17 protein-coding genes and 1 tRNA gene are annotated in these 14,903 nt (G+C 65.2%); 17 read left to right on the forward strand and 1 reads right to left on the reverse strand.

The window, feature by feature from the left end:
* Positions 1 to 43: 43 nt before the first annotated feature.
* The 6 genes from aspS to ACQGNJ_RS07555 all read left to right on the forward strand — a co-directional run bounded on the left by aspS (position 44) and on the right by ACQGNJ_RS07555 (position 6,447).
* Complete coding sequence (aspS, locus tag ACQGNJ_RS07530) at positions 44 to 1,816, forward strand: aspartate--tRNA ligase (protein WP_426688616.1); 1,773 nt, start codon at positions 44 to 46, stop codon at positions 1,814 to 1,816.
* A 40-nt stretch (positions 1,817 to 1,856) separates the two neighbouring features.
* Positions 1,857 to 2,495, forward strand: coding sequence for an esterase/lipase family protein (locus ACQGNJ_RS07535; RefSeq protein ID WP_426688617.1), 639 nt, complete (start codon positions 1,857 to 1,859; stop codon positions 2,493 to 2,495).
* A gap of 85 nt (positions 2,496 to 2,580) precedes the next feature.
* On the forward strand, positions 2,581 to 3,315 hold the full coding sequence (locus tag ACQGNJ_RS07540) for a YebC/PmpR family DNA-binding transcriptional regulator (protein ID WP_426688618.1): 735 nt from the start codon (positions 2,581 to 2,583) through the stop codon (positions 3,313 to 3,315).
* Between the two features lie 34 nt (positions 3,316 to 3,349).
* On the forward strand, positions 3,350 to 3,871 hold the full coding sequence (gene ruvC / locus ACQGNJ_RS07545) for a crossover junction endodeoxyribonuclease RuvC (RefSeq protein WP_426688619.1): 522 nt from the start codon (positions 3,350 to 3,352) through the stop codon (positions 3,869 to 3,871).
* Complete coding sequence (gene ruvA, locus ACQGNJ_RS07550; RefSeq protein ID WP_426688620.1) at positions 3,868 to 4,464, forward strand: Holliday junction branch migration protein RuvA; 597 nt, start codon at positions 3,868 to 3,870, stop codon at positions 4,462 to 4,464. Before ruvC ends, ruvA begins: the two co-directional genes overlap by 4 nt.
* A gap of 51 nt (positions 4,465 to 4,515) precedes the next feature.
* Positions 4,516 to 6,447 (forward strand): potassium transporter Kup, encoded by a 1,932-nt coding sequence (locus ACQGNJ_RS07555; protein WP_426688621.1) that lies wholly within the window; start codon positions 4,516 to 4,518, stop codon positions 6,445 to 6,447.
* Between the two features lie 13 nt (positions 6,448 to 6,460).
* Here the strand turns inward: ACQGNJ_RS07555 and ACQGNJ_RS07560 are convergent, their stop codons facing one another.
* Positions 6,461 to 6,595 carry a hypothetical protein gene (locus ACQGNJ_RS07560; protein ID WP_426688622.1) on the reverse strand — a complete coding sequence of 45 codons (135 nt, stop codon included), beginning with the start codon at positions 6,593 to 6,595 and terminating at the stop codon, positions 6,461 to 6,463.
* A 65-nt stretch (positions 6,596 to 6,660) separates the two neighbouring features.
* On the opposite strand from ACQGNJ_RS07560, the gene ruvB reads away from it, so the two are divergent.
* The 11 genes from ruvB (at position 6,661) to ACQGNJ_RS07615 (ending at position 14,866) form a co-directional block, all read left to right on the forward strand.
* Positions 6,661 to 7,710, forward strand: coding sequence for a Holliday junction branch migration DNA helicase RuvB (ruvB, locus tag ACQGNJ_RS07565; RefSeq protein WP_426688623.1), 1,050 nt, complete (start codon positions 6,661 to 6,663; stop codon positions 7,708 to 7,710).
* The gene (ybgC, locus tag ACQGNJ_RS07570) at positions 7,703 to 8,125 is read left to right on the forward strand and encodes a tol-pal system-associated acyl-CoA thioesterase (RefSeq protein WP_426688624.1); all 423 of its coding nucleotides are present in this window, start codon (positions 7,703 to 7,705) and stop codon (positions 8,123 to 8,125) included. Before ruvB ends, ybgC begins: the two co-directional genes overlap by 8 nt.
* Before the next feature lie 48 nt (positions 8,126 to 8,173).
* Positions 8,174 to 8,860 carry a protein TolQ gene (gene tolQ, locus ACQGNJ_RS07575; RefSeq protein ID WP_426688625.1) on the forward strand — a complete coding sequence of 229 codons (687 nt, stop codon included), beginning with the start codon at positions 8,174 to 8,176 and terminating at the stop codon, positions 8,858 to 8,860.
* A 14-nt stretch (positions 8,861 to 8,874) separates the two neighbouring features.
* On the forward strand, positions 8,875 to 9,327 hold the full coding sequence (gene tolR / locus ACQGNJ_RS07580) for a protein TolR (protein WP_426688626.1): 453 nt from the start codon (positions 8,875 to 8,877) through the stop codon (positions 9,325 to 9,327).
* Complete coding sequence (gene tolA, locus ACQGNJ_RS07585) at positions 9,314 to 10,258, forward strand: cell envelope integrity protein TolA (RefSeq protein WP_426688627.1); 945 nt, start codon at positions 9,314 to 9,316, stop codon at positions 10,256 to 10,258. Before tolR ends, tolA begins: the two co-directional genes overlap by 14 nt.
* On the forward strand, positions 10,255 to 11,586 hold the full coding sequence (gene tolB, locus ACQGNJ_RS07590; protein ID WP_426688628.1) for a Tol-Pal system beta propeller repeat protein TolB: 1,332 nt from the start codon (positions 10,255 to 10,257) through the stop codon (positions 11,584 to 11,586). Before tolA ends, tolB begins: the two co-directional genes overlap by 4 nt.
* 248 nt (positions 11,587 to 11,834) lie before the next feature.
* Positions 11,835 to 12,341, forward strand: coding sequence for a peptidoglycan-associated lipoprotein Pal (gene pal / locus ACQGNJ_RS07595; RefSeq protein WP_426688629.1), 507 nt, complete (start codon positions 11,835 to 11,837; stop codon positions 12,339 to 12,341).
* Positions 12,342 to 12,343: 2 nt separating this feature from the next.
* Positions 12,344 to 13,186 carry a tol-pal system protein YbgF gene (gene ybgF, locus ACQGNJ_RS07600; protein ID WP_483432963.1) on the forward strand — a complete coding sequence of 281 codons (843 nt, stop codon included), beginning with the start codon at positions 12,344 to 12,346 and terminating at the stop codon, positions 13,184 to 13,186.
* A gap of 12 nt (positions 13,187 to 13,198) precedes the next feature.
* Positions 13,199 to 13,891 carry a 7-carboxy-7-deazaguanine synthase QueE gene (gene queE / locus ACQGNJ_RS07605; RefSeq protein WP_426688631.1) on the forward strand — a complete coding sequence of 231 codons (693 nt, stop codon included), beginning with the start codon at positions 13,199 to 13,201 and terminating at the stop codon, positions 13,889 to 13,891.
* Positions 13,892 to 14,029: 138 nt separating this feature from the next.
* Positions 14,030 to 14,716, forward strand: a complete 687-nt coding sequence (queC, locus tag ACQGNJ_RS07610) for a 7-cyano-7-deazaguanine synthase QueC (protein WP_426688632.1) — start codon at positions 14,030 to 14,032, stop codon at positions 14,714 to 14,716.
* 74 nt (positions 14,717 to 14,790) lie between these two features.
* Positions 14,791 to 14,866, forward strand: a tRNA-Lys gene (locus ACQGNJ_RS07615).
* The last annotated feature ends 37 nt before the right edge of the window (positions 14,867 to 14,903 follow it).

The raw sequence follows: 14,903 nt of genomic DNA on the forward strand, positions 1-14,903 counted from the left end.
TCCCCTGTCTGAAGTCGCCGCGGCGACGCCGGAGTTCCAACGCATGCGCACGCACCACTGCGGCCTCATCGATGAGTCGCTGATCGGCCAGACCGTCACCCTGTGCGGATGGGTCAACAAGATCCGCCTGCAGGCCCACGTCGCCTTCGTCGACCTGCGTGATCATGAAGGTCTGGCCCAGGTGGTGATCGATCGCGACAACACCGCAGCTTTTGACGTGGCGAACGAGATCGGCAACGAGTACTGCCTGCGCGTCACCGGCGTGATCCGCCAGCGGGTATCGGTCAACGACAAGCTGAAAACCGGTACGGTCGAACTCGTCGCCGACACGGTGGAGATTCTCAACGCCGCGAAGGACCTGCCGTTCGCGCTGCACGAGAACCCGAACGAAGACATGCGGATGACCTATCGCTACCTGGACCTGCGTCGCCCCGAGATGCAGGCGATGATGCGCAAGCGGATTCGGCTGGTGCAGACCTTGCGTCGCTACCTCGACGAACGCGGCTTCCAGGACGTGGAAACGCCGATCCTGACCAAGGCCACGCCGGAAGGCGCACGCGATTACCTGGTGCCCAGCCGCGTGCATCCGGGCCAGTTCTACGCGTTGCCGCAATCGCCGCAGCTGTTCAAGCAGATCCTGATGGTGGCCGGCTTCGACCGCTACTACCAGATCGCCCGCTGCTTCCGCGACGAGGACCTGCGCGCCGACCGCCAGCCGGAATTCACCCAGCTCGACCTGGAGTTCGCCTTCGTCGAGGAAAAGGACGTGCAGGATTTCGTGGAGGAATTGATCCGCCACGTGTTCCGCGAAGTGCAGGGCGTTGAGCTGGATGCTGCATTCCCGCGCATGACCTGGATGGATGCGATGCGTCGCTTCGGTTCGGACAAGCCGGACCTGCGAATTGCGCTGGAGCTGGTCGACATCGCCGATGCGGTGAAGCACGTCGAGTTCAAGGTGTTCGCCGAACCGGCCAATGACGCGGGTGGCCGCGTGGCCGCGCTGCGCGTTCCCGGCGGCAGCACGCTGTCGCGCAAGGACATCGATGGCCTGGCCGAATATGTGTCGCGCTACGGCGCCAAGGGTCTGGCCTGGCTCAAGGTCGAGGATCTGGCAAAAGGCCGCGAGGGCATCAACTCGCCGGTGGCGAAGTTCCTCGACGACGCGGCGCTGGACGGCGTACTCAAGGCGACTGCTGCGCAGTCGGGCGACATCGTGTTCTTCGGCGCCGGTGCGTGGAAGACCGTCACCGACTTCATGGGCGCGCTGCGGCTCAAGGTCGGCAAGGATCGCGGCCTGGTCGAGGACAGCTGGAAGCCGCTGTGGGTCACCGATTTCCCGATGTTCGAGTACGACGCCGAGGCGCAGCGCTTCGTCGCCCTGCATCACCCGTTCACCGCGCCGAAGGTGGATGACGCCGCGCAGTTGCGCGCCGATCCGCACAACGCCGTGAGCCGCGGTTATGACATGGTGTTGAACGGCAACGAGATCGGCGGCGGCTCGATCCGTATCCATCGGCCGGAGATGCAGAGCACGGTGTTCGACCTGCTCGGCATCGGTGCCGAGGAGGCCGAGATGAAGTTCGGTTTCCTGTTGAAGGCACTCAAATTCGGCGCGCCGCCGCATGGTGGCCTGGCGTTCGGCATCGACCGCATCGCGGCGCTGATGGCCGGCACCGAGTCGATCCGCGACGTGATCGCCTTCCCCAAGACCACCAGCGCGCAGGATCTGATGACCGATGCGCCGTCGATGGTGAGCGACGCGCAGCTGAAGGAGCTGCACGTGCGCGTGGCGGCCGGCAAGGAGACTGTCGGCTGATCCGCCGACAGCTCCCCGTGCGATCTTCCGGCGACACGCCATGAGCGAGCACGTGATCCTGCTGCACGGTCTGTGGATGCGCGGTTTCGCGCTGTCCATGCTGCATCGCCGGCTGATGGAAGCGGGCTTTCGCGTGCACCGCTTCGACTATCTCAGCGTGGCCGCCACCGAGCAGCGCATCCTTGATCGGCTGCGCGCACGCATGACCGAGTTGACGGCCGAGGCCGATGCGGTGCACCTGGTCGGACACAGCCTGGGCGGATTGCTGGCCTTGCGTGCCTGCCGTGACGCGGTCGAGCTGCCGGCGGGGCGCATCGTCTGTCTGGGTTCGCCCTTGCTGGGTAGTGCTGCGGCGCGCAGCTTTGCCGGCTGGGGGCGTGGCGGCGAGGTGCTGCTGGGGCACAACCGCGAGTTGCTGGAGCAGGGCCTCGAACACTGGGACGGTGCGCGCGAGGTGGGGATGATTGCCGGGCGCACGCCGCTGGGGCTGGGCGCCATGCTGGGCCATTTCCTGGGCGAGCACGATGGCACCGTGGCGGTGGACGAAACCCGGCTGCCAGGGCTTGCCGATCATTGCGTGGTCGAAACCAACCACACCGGCCTGCTGTTTTCGCCCGAAGTGGCGCAGCTGGCGGCGGGATTCCTGCACCACGGGCATTTTTCGCCCGCGCCGCGTTGAGACGCCGCACCTGCCGATCCGGCACGAGGCAGGAATTGAAGGTAAAATTTCCGGCTTGTCCAACCGCCATCCCGCAGGAATCGTCATGGGTAGAGGTCCGTCCATCGAAGGTCGCAAGAACGCCGAAGACGCCAAGCGCGCCAAGGTGTTCACCAAGCTGATCCGCGAAATCACCGTCGCCACCCGCGCCGGAGTGGCAGACCCTGGCGGCAACCCGCGGCTGCGCGCGGCGATCGACAAGGCCTTGTCGGCCAACATGACCCGCGACACCATCGACCGCGCGGTCAAGCGCGGCTCCGGCGCGGACGGCGGCGCCGACATGCAGGAATTGCGCTACGAGGGTTACGGCCCGGCCGGCACCGCGCTGATCATCGAATGCTTCACCGACAACCCCACCCGCACCGTGGCGGACGTGCGCTACGCGCTGGCCAAGCACGGCGGCAACCTGGGTACCACCGGCTCTGTGGCGTTCCAGTTCACCCGCTGCGGCGAGCTGGCGTTCGCCACCGGTGGCGACGCGGCGGCCGAAGAGAAAGTGCTGGAAGCGGCGCTGGAAGCCGGCGCCGACGATGTCGTCAACGAGCATGGCGAAAGCACCGTGCTGTGCGCGCCGGAGAACTTCGAGGCGGTGCAGCAGGCGCTGATCGACGCTGGCCTGAGCGCCCTGCACGCCGGTGTGGTGATGCGCCCGAACAATCGCGTCGAGGTGCCGGAAGAGGCGCTGGAACAGCTGATGGACCTGCTCGAAAAGCTCGACTCGCTGGACGACGTCAGCGAGGTGTCGCACAACGCCTTGCTGCCGACCGAGGCTGCCGGATAAGTCGAAGGCCGTCGGCCTTCGCCTCGCCACAGCCATGACGCGCATCATCGGCATCGACCCGGGCAGCCAGCGCACCGGCGTGGGCATCATCGACGTGGATCACACGGGCAAGTTGACCCATGTATTCCATGCTGCGCTGGCGGTGGCGGGGGAGGCGACTTTCCCGCTGCGCCTCAAACGCATCTTTGACGAGCTGTGTGACATCATCGCCACCCACCAGCCAGCTGAGTGCGGGATCGAGCGCGTGTTCATGGCGCGCAACCCCGACTCGGCGTTGAAGCTGGGCCAGGCGCGCGGCGCCGCCATTTGCGCAGTGGTCAGTCAGGGGATCGTGGTGCACGAATATGCGGCAACCGAAGTGAAGCAGTCCGTGGTCGGCAGTGGCCGCAGCGACAAGACCCAGGTGCAGCACATGATCGGCATCCTGCTCGGCCTGAAGGGCCCATTGCAGGCCGATGCCGCCGATGCGCTGGCCATCGCCGTCACCCATGCGCACACCCGCGCCAGCCTGGCCCGCGTCGGCATTCCGCGCACGGCCTGGAGGCGGCGCCGGTGATCGGGCGACTGCGCGGAACCCTGATCGGCAAACAGCCACCTTCGTTGCTGATCGAGGTCGGTGGCATCGGCTACGAAGTCGAGGCGCCGATGTCCACCATCTACGACCTGCCTGGCCTGGGCAAGGAAGTGATCCTGCTTACCCATCATGCGGTGAAGGAAGACGGCGTGACGCTGTACGGCTTCCTGCATGAGACGGAACGGGCGCTGTTCCGCAATCTTCTGAAGGTCAGCGGCATCGGCGCGAAGATTGCCCTGTCGGTGCTGTCCGGCGTCTCCACCGATCATTTCGCGCGGCTGGTACAGGTCGGCGACGTGGTGGCATTGACCAAGATCCCCGGCATCGGCAAGAAGACCGCCGAGCGCATCGTGGTGGAGCTGCGCGATCGACTCGACGGCATCGCCAGCGTGCCTGGCAACCTGCCGCAGCGCGCGGGCGCGCCGCTGGATGCCTCCGGCGAAGCCACCGTGGCGCTGCAGCAACTGGGCTACAAGCCGGCCGAGGTCAGCCGGCTGGTGCAGAAGGTTGCCAGCGAAGGCGACAGTGCCGAAGCCATCATTCGCAAGGCGCTGCGCGCCGCTCTCGGCAGCTGATCCGGCGTCGGACGACGCCGTGCAGCAGCCAGCCAGTTCCCCAGGATTTCCATGAGCCAGCCATCAGACAACCCTGCCCAGTCACCGGCCAGCGGCGACACCGCCCATGTTCGCGGCGCCCGTTCCACCCTGATTCTCGGTGCGATCGGCGTGGTGTTCGGCGACATCGGCACCAGCCCGCTGTACACCATGCACGAGACCTTCCTGCCGGAGCATGGCCTGCATCCGCGACCGAGCACCGTCCTGGGCATCCTGTCGCTGATTACCTGGTCGCTGATCATGGTGGTGGCGGTGAAGTACGTCAGCCTGGTCATGCGTGCGGACAACAAGGGCGAGGGCGGCATCATGGCGCTGATGACGCTGGCGCAGCGCGCCAGCGGCAAGTCCGTGGCGATGCGTCGCGCGGTGATGCTGATGGCCCTGCTGGGTGCGGCGCTGTTTTTCGGTGATGGCGTGATCACGCCGTCGATCTCGGTGCTTTCGGCGGTCGAGGGCCTGCAGGTCGCGGCGCCGGGCCTGTCGCACTGGGTGGTGCCGATCACCGTGACCGTGCTGTTGGGCCTGTTCTGGCTGCAGCGCCATGGCACCGCCAAGGTCGGTGCCATCTTCGGCCCGGTGATGGTGCTGTGGTTCCTTGCGCTTGGCGTGATCGGCGTGTGGAACATCATTCAAGCGCCGGAAGTGCTGCACGCGTTGAACCCGTGGTACGCGGTGCAGTTCTTCATGACCCACGGCAAGACTTCGATCCTGGCGCTGGGTTCGGTGGTGTTGTGCGTGACCGGCGCCGAGGCGCTGTACACCGACATGGGGCATTTTGGTCGCGTGCCGATTCGCGCGGCCTGGTTCTTCTTCGTGATGCCGGCCCTGCTGCTGAATTATTACGGCCAGGGCGGCTTGTTGCTGGTGCATCCGGAGGCGATCGCCAATCCGTTCTATCACTCGGTGCCGGATTGGGCGCTGTATCCGATGATTGCGCTGGCCACCCTGTCGACGGTGATTGCGTCGCAGGCGGTGATCTCCGGCGCCTTCACGGTGACCCGTCAGGCGATCCAGCTCGGCTTCCTGCCGCGGATGCAGGTGGTGCACACCTCACGCGAGGCGATCGGGCAGATCTTCCTGCCGTGGGTGAACCGCGCGCTGATGGTGGCGGTGATCGCCACCGTGGTCGGCTTCGGCTCGTCCAACGCGCTGGCCGGCGCGTACGGCATCGCGGTGACCGGCACCATGGCGATCGACACGGTCCTGGTGATGATCGTGGCGCGGCGCATGTGGCAATGGAGCCGCGTGCTGGTGATCGCTCTGGGCGTGATCCTGCTGGCCATCGACCTCAGCTACTTTGGTGCCAACACGCTGAAGATCCTGCAGGGTGGCTGGTTCCCGCTGGTGCTGGGCCTGCTGATGTTTGCCGTGATGACCACCTGGCGCCGCGGGCGTGAGCTGGTGGTGCGCGAAATCAAGCAGAGCGGGCTCGCGCTGGCGCCGTTCATCGAGAACATGGCGGCGCACCCGCCGCTGCGGGTGCCCGGCACGGCGGTGTTCCTCACCGCCAACCTCAATGCGGTGCCGCACGCACTGCTGCACAACCTGAAACACAACAAGGTGCTGCACGAACGCAATGTGCTGCTTACCGTCGGCATCCTGGAAACGCCGGTGGCCGAGGCCGACGAGCGCATCCAGCTCACCGCGTTGTCGCCTGGCAGCGATGACTTCTACGCACTGGAACTGCGCTTCGGCTTCGCCGAGGATCCGAACATCCCGCAGGCGCTGTCGCAGTGTTCGCGTGAAGGCCTCGCCTTCGACATGATGGACACCACCTTCTTCCTTTCGCGCGAGAGCATCGTCGCCGACTCGCGACGCCCCGGCATGGCCCTTTGGCGCGACAAGCTGTTTGCCTTCATGTCGCGCAATGCACTGCCGGCCACCGCGTTCTTCCAGATTCCCGGCAACCGGCTGATAGAGCTGGGCGCGCAGGTGGAGATCTGATTCGCTGCGCGAATCAGATCTCCACCGCGATCCACGGATGGATCGCACGCGGGCTGATCGCGCAGGCGATCAGCCCGCGTAGCCATGGTCGGGCGCAGCCGGACCATGGCGAGTCAAAGACGTCCAGGAACGCACTTCTTTGACTCATGGACATGACTGCTCTTGCCGTTGACTTCCGCCCCACGCAAGAGCACAAACCGCCATAATGCGGCCATGACCGACCACCGCATCATCACCGCTGCCGCCCAGCTCGACGACGAGGCGCTGGAAGCCACCATCCGGCCGAAGCGGCTGGCCGAGTACCTGGGCCAGCAGGCGGTGCGCGAGCAGCTGTCGATCTACATCGAGGCAGCCAGGAAGCGCGGCGGCGCGCTGGACCACGTGCTGATCTTCGGCCCGCCGGGCCTGGGCAAGACCACCCTCAGCCATGTCATCGCCAACGAGCTGGGGGTCAACCTGCGCTCCACCTCCGGCCCGGTGCTGGAGCGCGCCGGTGATCTGGCCGCGCTGCTGACCAACCTGGAGGCGAACGATGTGCTGTTCGTCGACGAGATCCATCGCCTGTCGCCGGTCGTGGAGGAAGTGCTGTATCCGGCGATGGAGGACTTCCAGATCGACATCATGATCGGCGAAGGTCCGGCTGCCCGTTCGATCAAGCTGGACCTGCCGCCGTTCACCCTGATCGGCGCGACCACCCGCGCCGGCATGCTCACCGCGCCGTTGCGCGACCGTTTCGGCATCGTGCAGCGGTTGGAGTTCTATACGGCCGACGAGCTCGCCGCGATCGTGCGTCGCGCCGCGAAGATCCTCGGCATCGTCTGCGCGCCGGAAGGTGCGCAGGAAATCGCCCAACGGTCGCGTGGCACGCCACGCATCGCCAACCGCCTGTTGCGCCGCGTGCGCGACTACGCCGAAGTGCGCGCCGGCGGTGAGATCACGCTGCCGGTGGCGCGGGCGGCGCTGGACATGCTGAAGATCGACCCGGAGGGTTTCGACGAACTGGACCGGCGCCTGCTCGGCCTGATCGTGGAGAATTTCGATGGCGGTCCGGTCGGCGTCGAATCGCTGGCCGCGGCGCTGAGCGAGGACCGCGGCACGCTGGAGGACGTGGTCGAGCCGTACCTGATCCAGCAGGGCTACCTGGTGCGTACCGCCCGCGGGCGCATGATCAGCGCGAAAGGCTGGCGCTACCTCGGGCTGACCCCGCCGCCGCGCCAGGTGCAGGCCGCCGACTTGTTCGAGGCGGGAGCCGCTGATGTCTGAGCCCGTGGCGCAGCCGCCCTTCAGCTGGAAAGTGCGCGTCTACTGGGAGGACACCGATGCTGGCGGCGTGGTCTACCACGCCGGCTATCTGCGCTTCATGGAGCGCGCCCGCAGCGAGTGGATGCGCGCGCTGGGCGTGGACCAGATGGCGTACAAGCAAGCCACCGGGCTGGCCTTCATGGTGCGCGACATGCATATCGATTTCCTCAGGCCAGCCCTGCTGGATGATGAACTGGCGGTAACGGTCGAAGTCAAAGAGCGGCGCGCTGCCAGTATCCTGTTCACCCAGACAATCACGAAGATGGACGGCAGTTGCCTGATCCGCGCCAGCGTGCGGGTAGCTTGCGTCGATCTGACGCGCATGCGGCCGGCACCGATTCCGCCCGACCTGATTCCGTCCGAATTGATTTCGTAACCGCATCTCAAGAACAACCAAGCCGAACCGGCGGAGAACCTGCAAGCAATGAACGGTGGACTGAACATTTTCTCGCTGATCGCGGATTCGAGCCTGCCAGTGAAGCTGGTGCTGTTGATATTGCTGGTGTTCTCGTTCCTGTCCTGGGTCATCATCGTGCGCAAGTACTCGCAGACCAAGGCGGCGCTGGAAGACGCCGAGGCGTTCGAGGAGCGCTTCTGGTCCGGTGGCGACCTGGCGCAGCTGTTCCGCGAGGTCAGCAATGGCAGCGGCAACAACGGCGGCATCGAGAACATCTTCGAGTCCGGTTTCCGCGAGTTCGCCCGCCAGCGCCAGCGCAAGACCCACGACACGCGCAGTGTGATCGAGGGCTCCGAGCGTGCCATGCAGGTCGCCGGAACGCGCGAGATCGGTCTGCTCGAGCGCAACCTGGAGTTCCTCGCCAACGTGGGTTCCATCAGCCCGTACGTGGGCCTGTTCGGCACCGTGTGGGGCATCATGGGCGCGTTCCAGGGTCTGGGCGAGATGAAGGACGTCACCATCGCGGTGGTGGCGCCGCATATCTCCGAAGCGTTGATCGCCACCGCGATGGGCCTGTTCGCGGCGATCCCGGCGCAGTGGGCGTACAACCGCTACGCCACCAAGGTCGAGCGCATCGCCTCGCGCTATGACGTGTTCCAGGAAGAGTTCTCCTCCGTGTTGCAGCGGCAGATCCAGTCCGACGACGTCGCCTGAGCGGAGCTGCAGCCATGCGAAAGTCCGGGCGTCAGAAGCGCTACAAGCTCAAATCCGAAATCAACGTGGTGCCCTACATCGACGTGATGCTGGTGCTGCTGATCATCTTCATGGTCACGACGCCGATGATGAAGTCCAACGTCGACGTGAACCTGCCGCAGGCCGATGCGAAGTCGCTGCAGCAGAAAAAGGATCCGGTCATCGTCACCGTGAAGCAGGATGGCCAACTGTTCCTGACCTTGCCCGGCGCCGAAAAGGAACTGCTCGACGCCGCTGCGCTGCAGACCAAGGTGGGCGCCTTCGTGCGCACCAATCCGGACGTCAACGTGCTGGTGGCCGGCGACGACCAGGGCCACTACGGCGGCGTGGTCGCGGTGCTGGCCGACCTGCAGCAGGCCGGCGTTGCCAAGGTGGGCCTGATGGCGCAGCCCGTGCAGGGCAAGAGCACGTCCAATGGACGAAAGTAAGGCGACGCCGAAGGCGGTCGTACTTTCCGCCATCCTGCATATCGGCATCGTGGGGTTTCTGTTCCTCGCGGTGCTGCCGTGCTCGAGTTACGAGAATTTCTTCAACGCGCTGCACCTGCCGGCGTGGATGAATCCGATCACCTGCGCCAAGCCGCTGGAACTGCAGGGCCAGATCATCGAGGCGACCCTGATCGGGCGCACCGGCAGCCCGCCGCCGAAGGCGGTCAAGACCAAGCCGGTACCCAATTCCACCCCGCCGCCGCCGACCATCCCGCCGCCGACCCCGCCACCACCGGTGACGCCGCAGGTCAGCGAGCTGCCGCCGCCACCCAAGCACGTCGACGTCAAGGACCAGGAACGGGTGGTCGAGGACGCGGCGCAGAAGGCGGAGGATGCCAGGCAGCTGCAGGAAGAGAAGGAGCGCCAGCGCCAGTCCGAGCTGGACGCGCAGGCGGCCAAGAAAAAGGCCGAGGAAAAGAAGAAGCTCGATGCACTGTTCGCCAAGATGGACGCGGCCTCGGCCCAGACGAAGCAGCTGGACAACAAGGCGAAGCAGGCCAGGCAGCAGTTGGAGGACCTCAAGAACGCCCAGGACGACGGCCAGCCCGACCTGCCGGCGGCGGATCAGCGCCAGACCGGCAACAACAGCCCGAACAGCAATCTGGCCGACGAATACGCGGCAGCCATTCAGAATGCGGTCACGCCCAACTGGTTGAGGCCGGATAACATAGCGGCGCTGCCTTGTCAGGTTCATATCGTGCAATCGCCCGGTGGAGATGTGGTAAGCGCCACCGTCGATTCCAGCTGTCCCTATGACGATGCTGGCCGGCGTTCGGTCGAAAATGCGGTGCTGCGAACCAAGACCCTGCCGTACAAGGGCTTTGAAAGCGTGTTCCAACGCAACCTAACCTTCACATTCAGGCCGCAATGATCAAGCCCATGCGCAAATTCAGCTCAAGCTTCGCCGTCATCTTGCTGGCCGCCATGGCCTTGTTCGCCGGCCCCGCCGCCGCCCAGTCGCTGAATGTCGACATCGTCGGTGGTGTCAAGACGGCCACCCCGATCGTGGTCGTGCCGTTTGCCCAGGCCGGAGGCGCACCGCTGTCGACCGATGTCGCGGACGTGATGCGCAACGATTTCAACCGTTCCGGCAAATTCCGCTCGCTGGCCAAGAGCGACATCGTGGAGTTCCCCAGCAAGGGTGCGGACATCAAGTTTCCGACCTGGCGCCTGCTGAAGCAGGACTATATCGTCGTCGGCAACATCAAGGATGCCGGCAACGGCATGGTTCAGGTCGAGTACGAGCTGTGGGACGTCAACAAGCAGCAGAGCCTGCTGCACCAGCAGATGCCGCCGGCCCCGGCGGGCGACCTGCGCAGCGTGGCGCACCAGATCGCCGACGTGGTCTACGAGAAGATCACCGGCGTGCGCGGCGCGTTCTGGACCCGCATCGCCTATATCACCGCGGTTGGCCTGGGCAACAACACGACCTACTCGCTGCTGGTGGCAGATTCGGATGGCTACAACCCGCAGGTGGTGGCGCGCTCGCGCGAGTCGCTGCTGTCGCCGAGCTGGTCGCCGGACGGCAAGAAGCTGGCCTACGTGTCGTTCGAGAGCGGCAACTCCAACATCTACGTGCAGGACATCACCACCGGCTCGCGCCAGCTGGTGGAGTCGCATCCGCGCGGCATCAATGGCGCCCCGGCGTGGTCGCCGGACGGCAGCAAGCTGGCGGTGGCGCTGTCCTATGTCGGCAACCTCGAGCTGTTCGTGCTGGACCTGGCCAGCCGCAAGGAAACCCGGCTGACCAACAGCCTGTCGATCGACACCGAGCCGGTCTGGTCTGCGGACGGCCAGAGCATCTATTTCACCTCGGACCGGTCCGGTCGGCCGCAGATCTACCAGATCCCGGCCAGCGGCGGAACGCCGCAGCGGATCAGCTTTCAGGGCCAGAACAACGCCAACGCGTCGGTGAGCTACGACGGCAAGCAAATCGCGATGGTGCAGGGCAACGGGAACGTGTATCGTATCGCCATCATGGATCGAACCTTGGGTGACCAGGTGCGTTTCCTCTCGCCGGGCCCGATCGACGAGTCCCCGAGTTTTGCTCCAAATGCCAGCATGCTGCTCTATGCCGCTACCGAAGGACGTCGCGGCGTGCTGTACGCCGTATCGGCTGACGGCCAGGTTCGCCAGCGCCTCGTACTATCCGATGGCGACGTGCGCGAGCCGGCTTGGGGTCCATACCGGCAACGATGATTTTTCATGCTGCTGCGCGCAAGTGCGGCAGCATGATGCCCAGGGATAGGGCCCGAACAGCGCCGGAATGGCGCGTTTCGGTTTCCGGTGACGGCGCTTTCGCGTCGGGAGCCAGTCAGGGCGATGACGCAGCCTCACGCGTCGTCGATCTTTCAAGTGTCAAAATAACAGCCGGTCAACCGGCGTCAGCTGTCCCGTAATTCCAATCGTCATCGTTTGTCGGAACTCAACTCGTAAGGAACGTCACCATGAATAAGACCGTTCGCGTCGCCCTGGTTGCCCTGCTCTGCGTAGGCGCGGCCGCTTGCTCGAAGAAGCAGGAAGTCAAGCCCCAGCCGGCTCCGGAGCAGACCGCTCCGCAGCAGGCGCCCGTCTCTGACGGCAAGTACACCCCCGCCGATCTCGATACCGATGCCTGCCTGCGTCAGCGCGTCGTGTACTTCGATTTCGACAAGACCGAGATCAAGCCGGAGTTCCAGCAGATCATGGCGTGCCACGCCAAGTACCTGCAGGACCGCCCGATGTCGCACATCCGTCTGGAAGGCAATACCGACGAGCGCGGCACCCGCGAGTACAACCTCGGCCTCGGCGAGCGTCGTGGCAATGCCGTTTCGGATGCCCTGCAGGCCAGCGGCGGCCAGGCCAGCCAGCTGGAAGTGATCAGCTATGGCAAGGAAAAGCCGGTGTGCCGTGAGCACAACGAGGATTGCTGGAGCAAGAATCGTCGCGTCGAGATCGTCTACACGGCGCAGTAATGATGAAGCGACTGGCTAACAGCTTTGCAGCCAGGATCGGCACGGCGGGCGCAATCGCGTCCGCCGTGCTGTTCGCGTTCCCGGCATTCGCGCAGGACTCCCGCCTGAGTCTCGCCGATCGCGTTGCGCGACTGGAACAGCAGGCACAGAACAAGGACCAGTCGGGTACCGGCATGGTCAACCAGATGCAGCAACTGCAGGCACAAGTGCAGCAGTTGCAAGGTCAGGTCGAGGAACTGCAGCATCAGTTGCAGACGCTCGACGACAAGAACAAGGCCAAGTACGCCGATCTCGACGCCCGGCTTGGGCGCCTGGAGGCCGGCGGTACGGGCGTCGCCGCGGGCAGCCCGCCGCAGGCGGCCGGCAACCCGCCAGCTGCAGCTGCCGCCAGTGCGGGCGCGAGTGCCGCCGGTACGCCGGCGACCGCCGCCAGCAGTGCCGCCACGGGGGATCCCGCTGCCGGACAGGCCGCCTACGATGTGGCTTTCAAGGCGATTCGCGCGGGCAACTACGTGGAAGCGTCGCGTGAGTTCCGCAGCTTCATCCAGCAGTTCCCGAACAATCCGCTGGTTCCCAATGCCTGGTATTGGCTCGGCGAGTCGTATTACGCCACCACCAATTATCCGGTGGCGCTGGAATCGTTCCAGCAATTGCTCGGTCAGTTCCCGCAGAGCGACAAGGCACCCGATGCGTTGCTCAAGGTCGGCTACAGCCAGCTCGAGCTGAAGAAGAACGCCGAGGCCAAGGCCACGCTGACCCAGGTCACCACCAAGTATCCGGGTTCCAAGGCGGCCAGCCTGGCCAGGGAACGCCTGCAGCGTCTGCAGCTGCAGTCCGGCAACTGAGTCGATCGTCGAATGAGTGGCCATGACGCAGCGCAGGCGTCCGCAACGCCTGTCGTGGCCGCCACCGAGCGGCTGCGCATCACCGAGATCTTCCATTCGATCCAGGGCGAGGCCGATGCGATCGGCTGGCGTACCGTGTTCGTGCGCCTCACCGGCTGTCCGCTGCGCTGCGTGTGGTGCGATACCGAGTACTCCTTCCACGGCGGCAACTGGCACGCGATCGACGAGATCCTGGCCGAGGTCGCCTCGCACGGCGCCCGGCACGTCTGCGTGACCGGCGGCGAGCCGCTGGCGCAGAAGCGCTGCCTGGTCCTGCTGCAGCGCCTGTGCGATGCCGGCTACGAGGTGTCGCTGGAAACCTCCGGTGCGCTCGATGTCGCTGCGGTCGATCCGCGGGTGCGCAAGGTGATGGACCTGAAAGCGCCCGGGTCCGGCGAGAGCCAGCGCAACCTGTGGTCCAACCTCGATCACTTGCTGGCACACGATCAGATCAAGATCGTCATCGCCAGCCGCGAAGACTACGAATGGGCCTGCGCCAGGCTCGTCGAGCACAAGCTGGCGGACCGCTGCATGGTGCTGTTCTCGCCGGTGCACGGCGCGGTCGAACCGCGCGAACTGGCCGAATGGATCATTGCCGACAGGTTGCCGGTGCGCTTCCAGTTGCAGTTGCACAAGCTGCTCTGGAATGACGCGGCAGGACGGTAATTTTTGCGTTCGTTCCTGAACGCGTGAAGCAAGACCGTCCATCCGCGGCCGGACTCTTGAACAAGAACATGCGCGTCGGCCTGTGTTGCCGGTGGCGTTTTCCGGCCGGTGACCGGTCGTACCCGTGTGGATGCAACTATGTCTGACAACTCCCCCCGCAAGGCGGTCGTGCTCGTTTCCGGTGGCATGGATTCGGCCGTCGTGATCGCGCTGGCCCGTGAGCAGGGCTATCTGGTTTACGCGCTCAGTGTGTCGTATGGCCAGCGCCATAGTTCGGAGCTGGCGGCGTCGGACCGCGTCTCGCGGATGCTCGGCGCCATCGAACACAAGACGGTCGGCATCGATCTGCGTAGCATCGGTGGCTCGGCGTTGACCGCCGATATCGATGTGCCGCTGGACGCCGGCGACAGCAACGCGATCCCGGTCACCTACGTACCTGCGCGCAACACCATCATGCTGTCGATCGCACTGGGTTGGGCCGAGGTGCTGGGTTCGAGCGACATCTGGTGCGGCGTCAACGCGGTCGACTACTCCGGCTACCCGGATTGCCGGCCGGCTTTCATCGAAGCGTTCGAGCAGCTGGCCAACCTCGCGACCAAGGCTGGTGTCGAGGGCGCAGGCATTCGCGTGCACGCGCCGCTGATGCGCATGAGCAAGGCCGACATTGCACGTGAAGGCCAGCGTCTGGGCGTGGATTTTTCCGCCACGGTCAGTTGCTATCAGGCCGACGAGGACGGCCGCGCTTGCGGGCATTGCGATGCCTGTCGCCTGCGGGCGCAGGGCTTCCACGAGGCGGGATTGGCCGATCCCACGCGCTATGTGTGACCGATCCGCGAAAGCGTTTGCTTGTGCGCTTGCCGCGCAGACCGTAAAATTGTCCGCTTGAGTTTTGCAATGATGGGTCGTTAGCTCAGTTGGTAGAGCACTGGACTTTTAATCCATTGGTCCCGGGTTCGAATCCCGGACGACCCACCAGTTTTCAGAGCGCCCGCCCGGGCGCTCTTTTTTTGTG

Origin of the sequence: Rhodanobacter ginsengiterrae (assembly GCF_050026815.1) — a bacterium.
Lineage (GTDB): Bacteria > Pseudomonadota > Gammaproteobacteria > Xanthomonadales > Rhodanobacteraceae > Rhodanobacter > Rhodanobacter ginsengiterrae.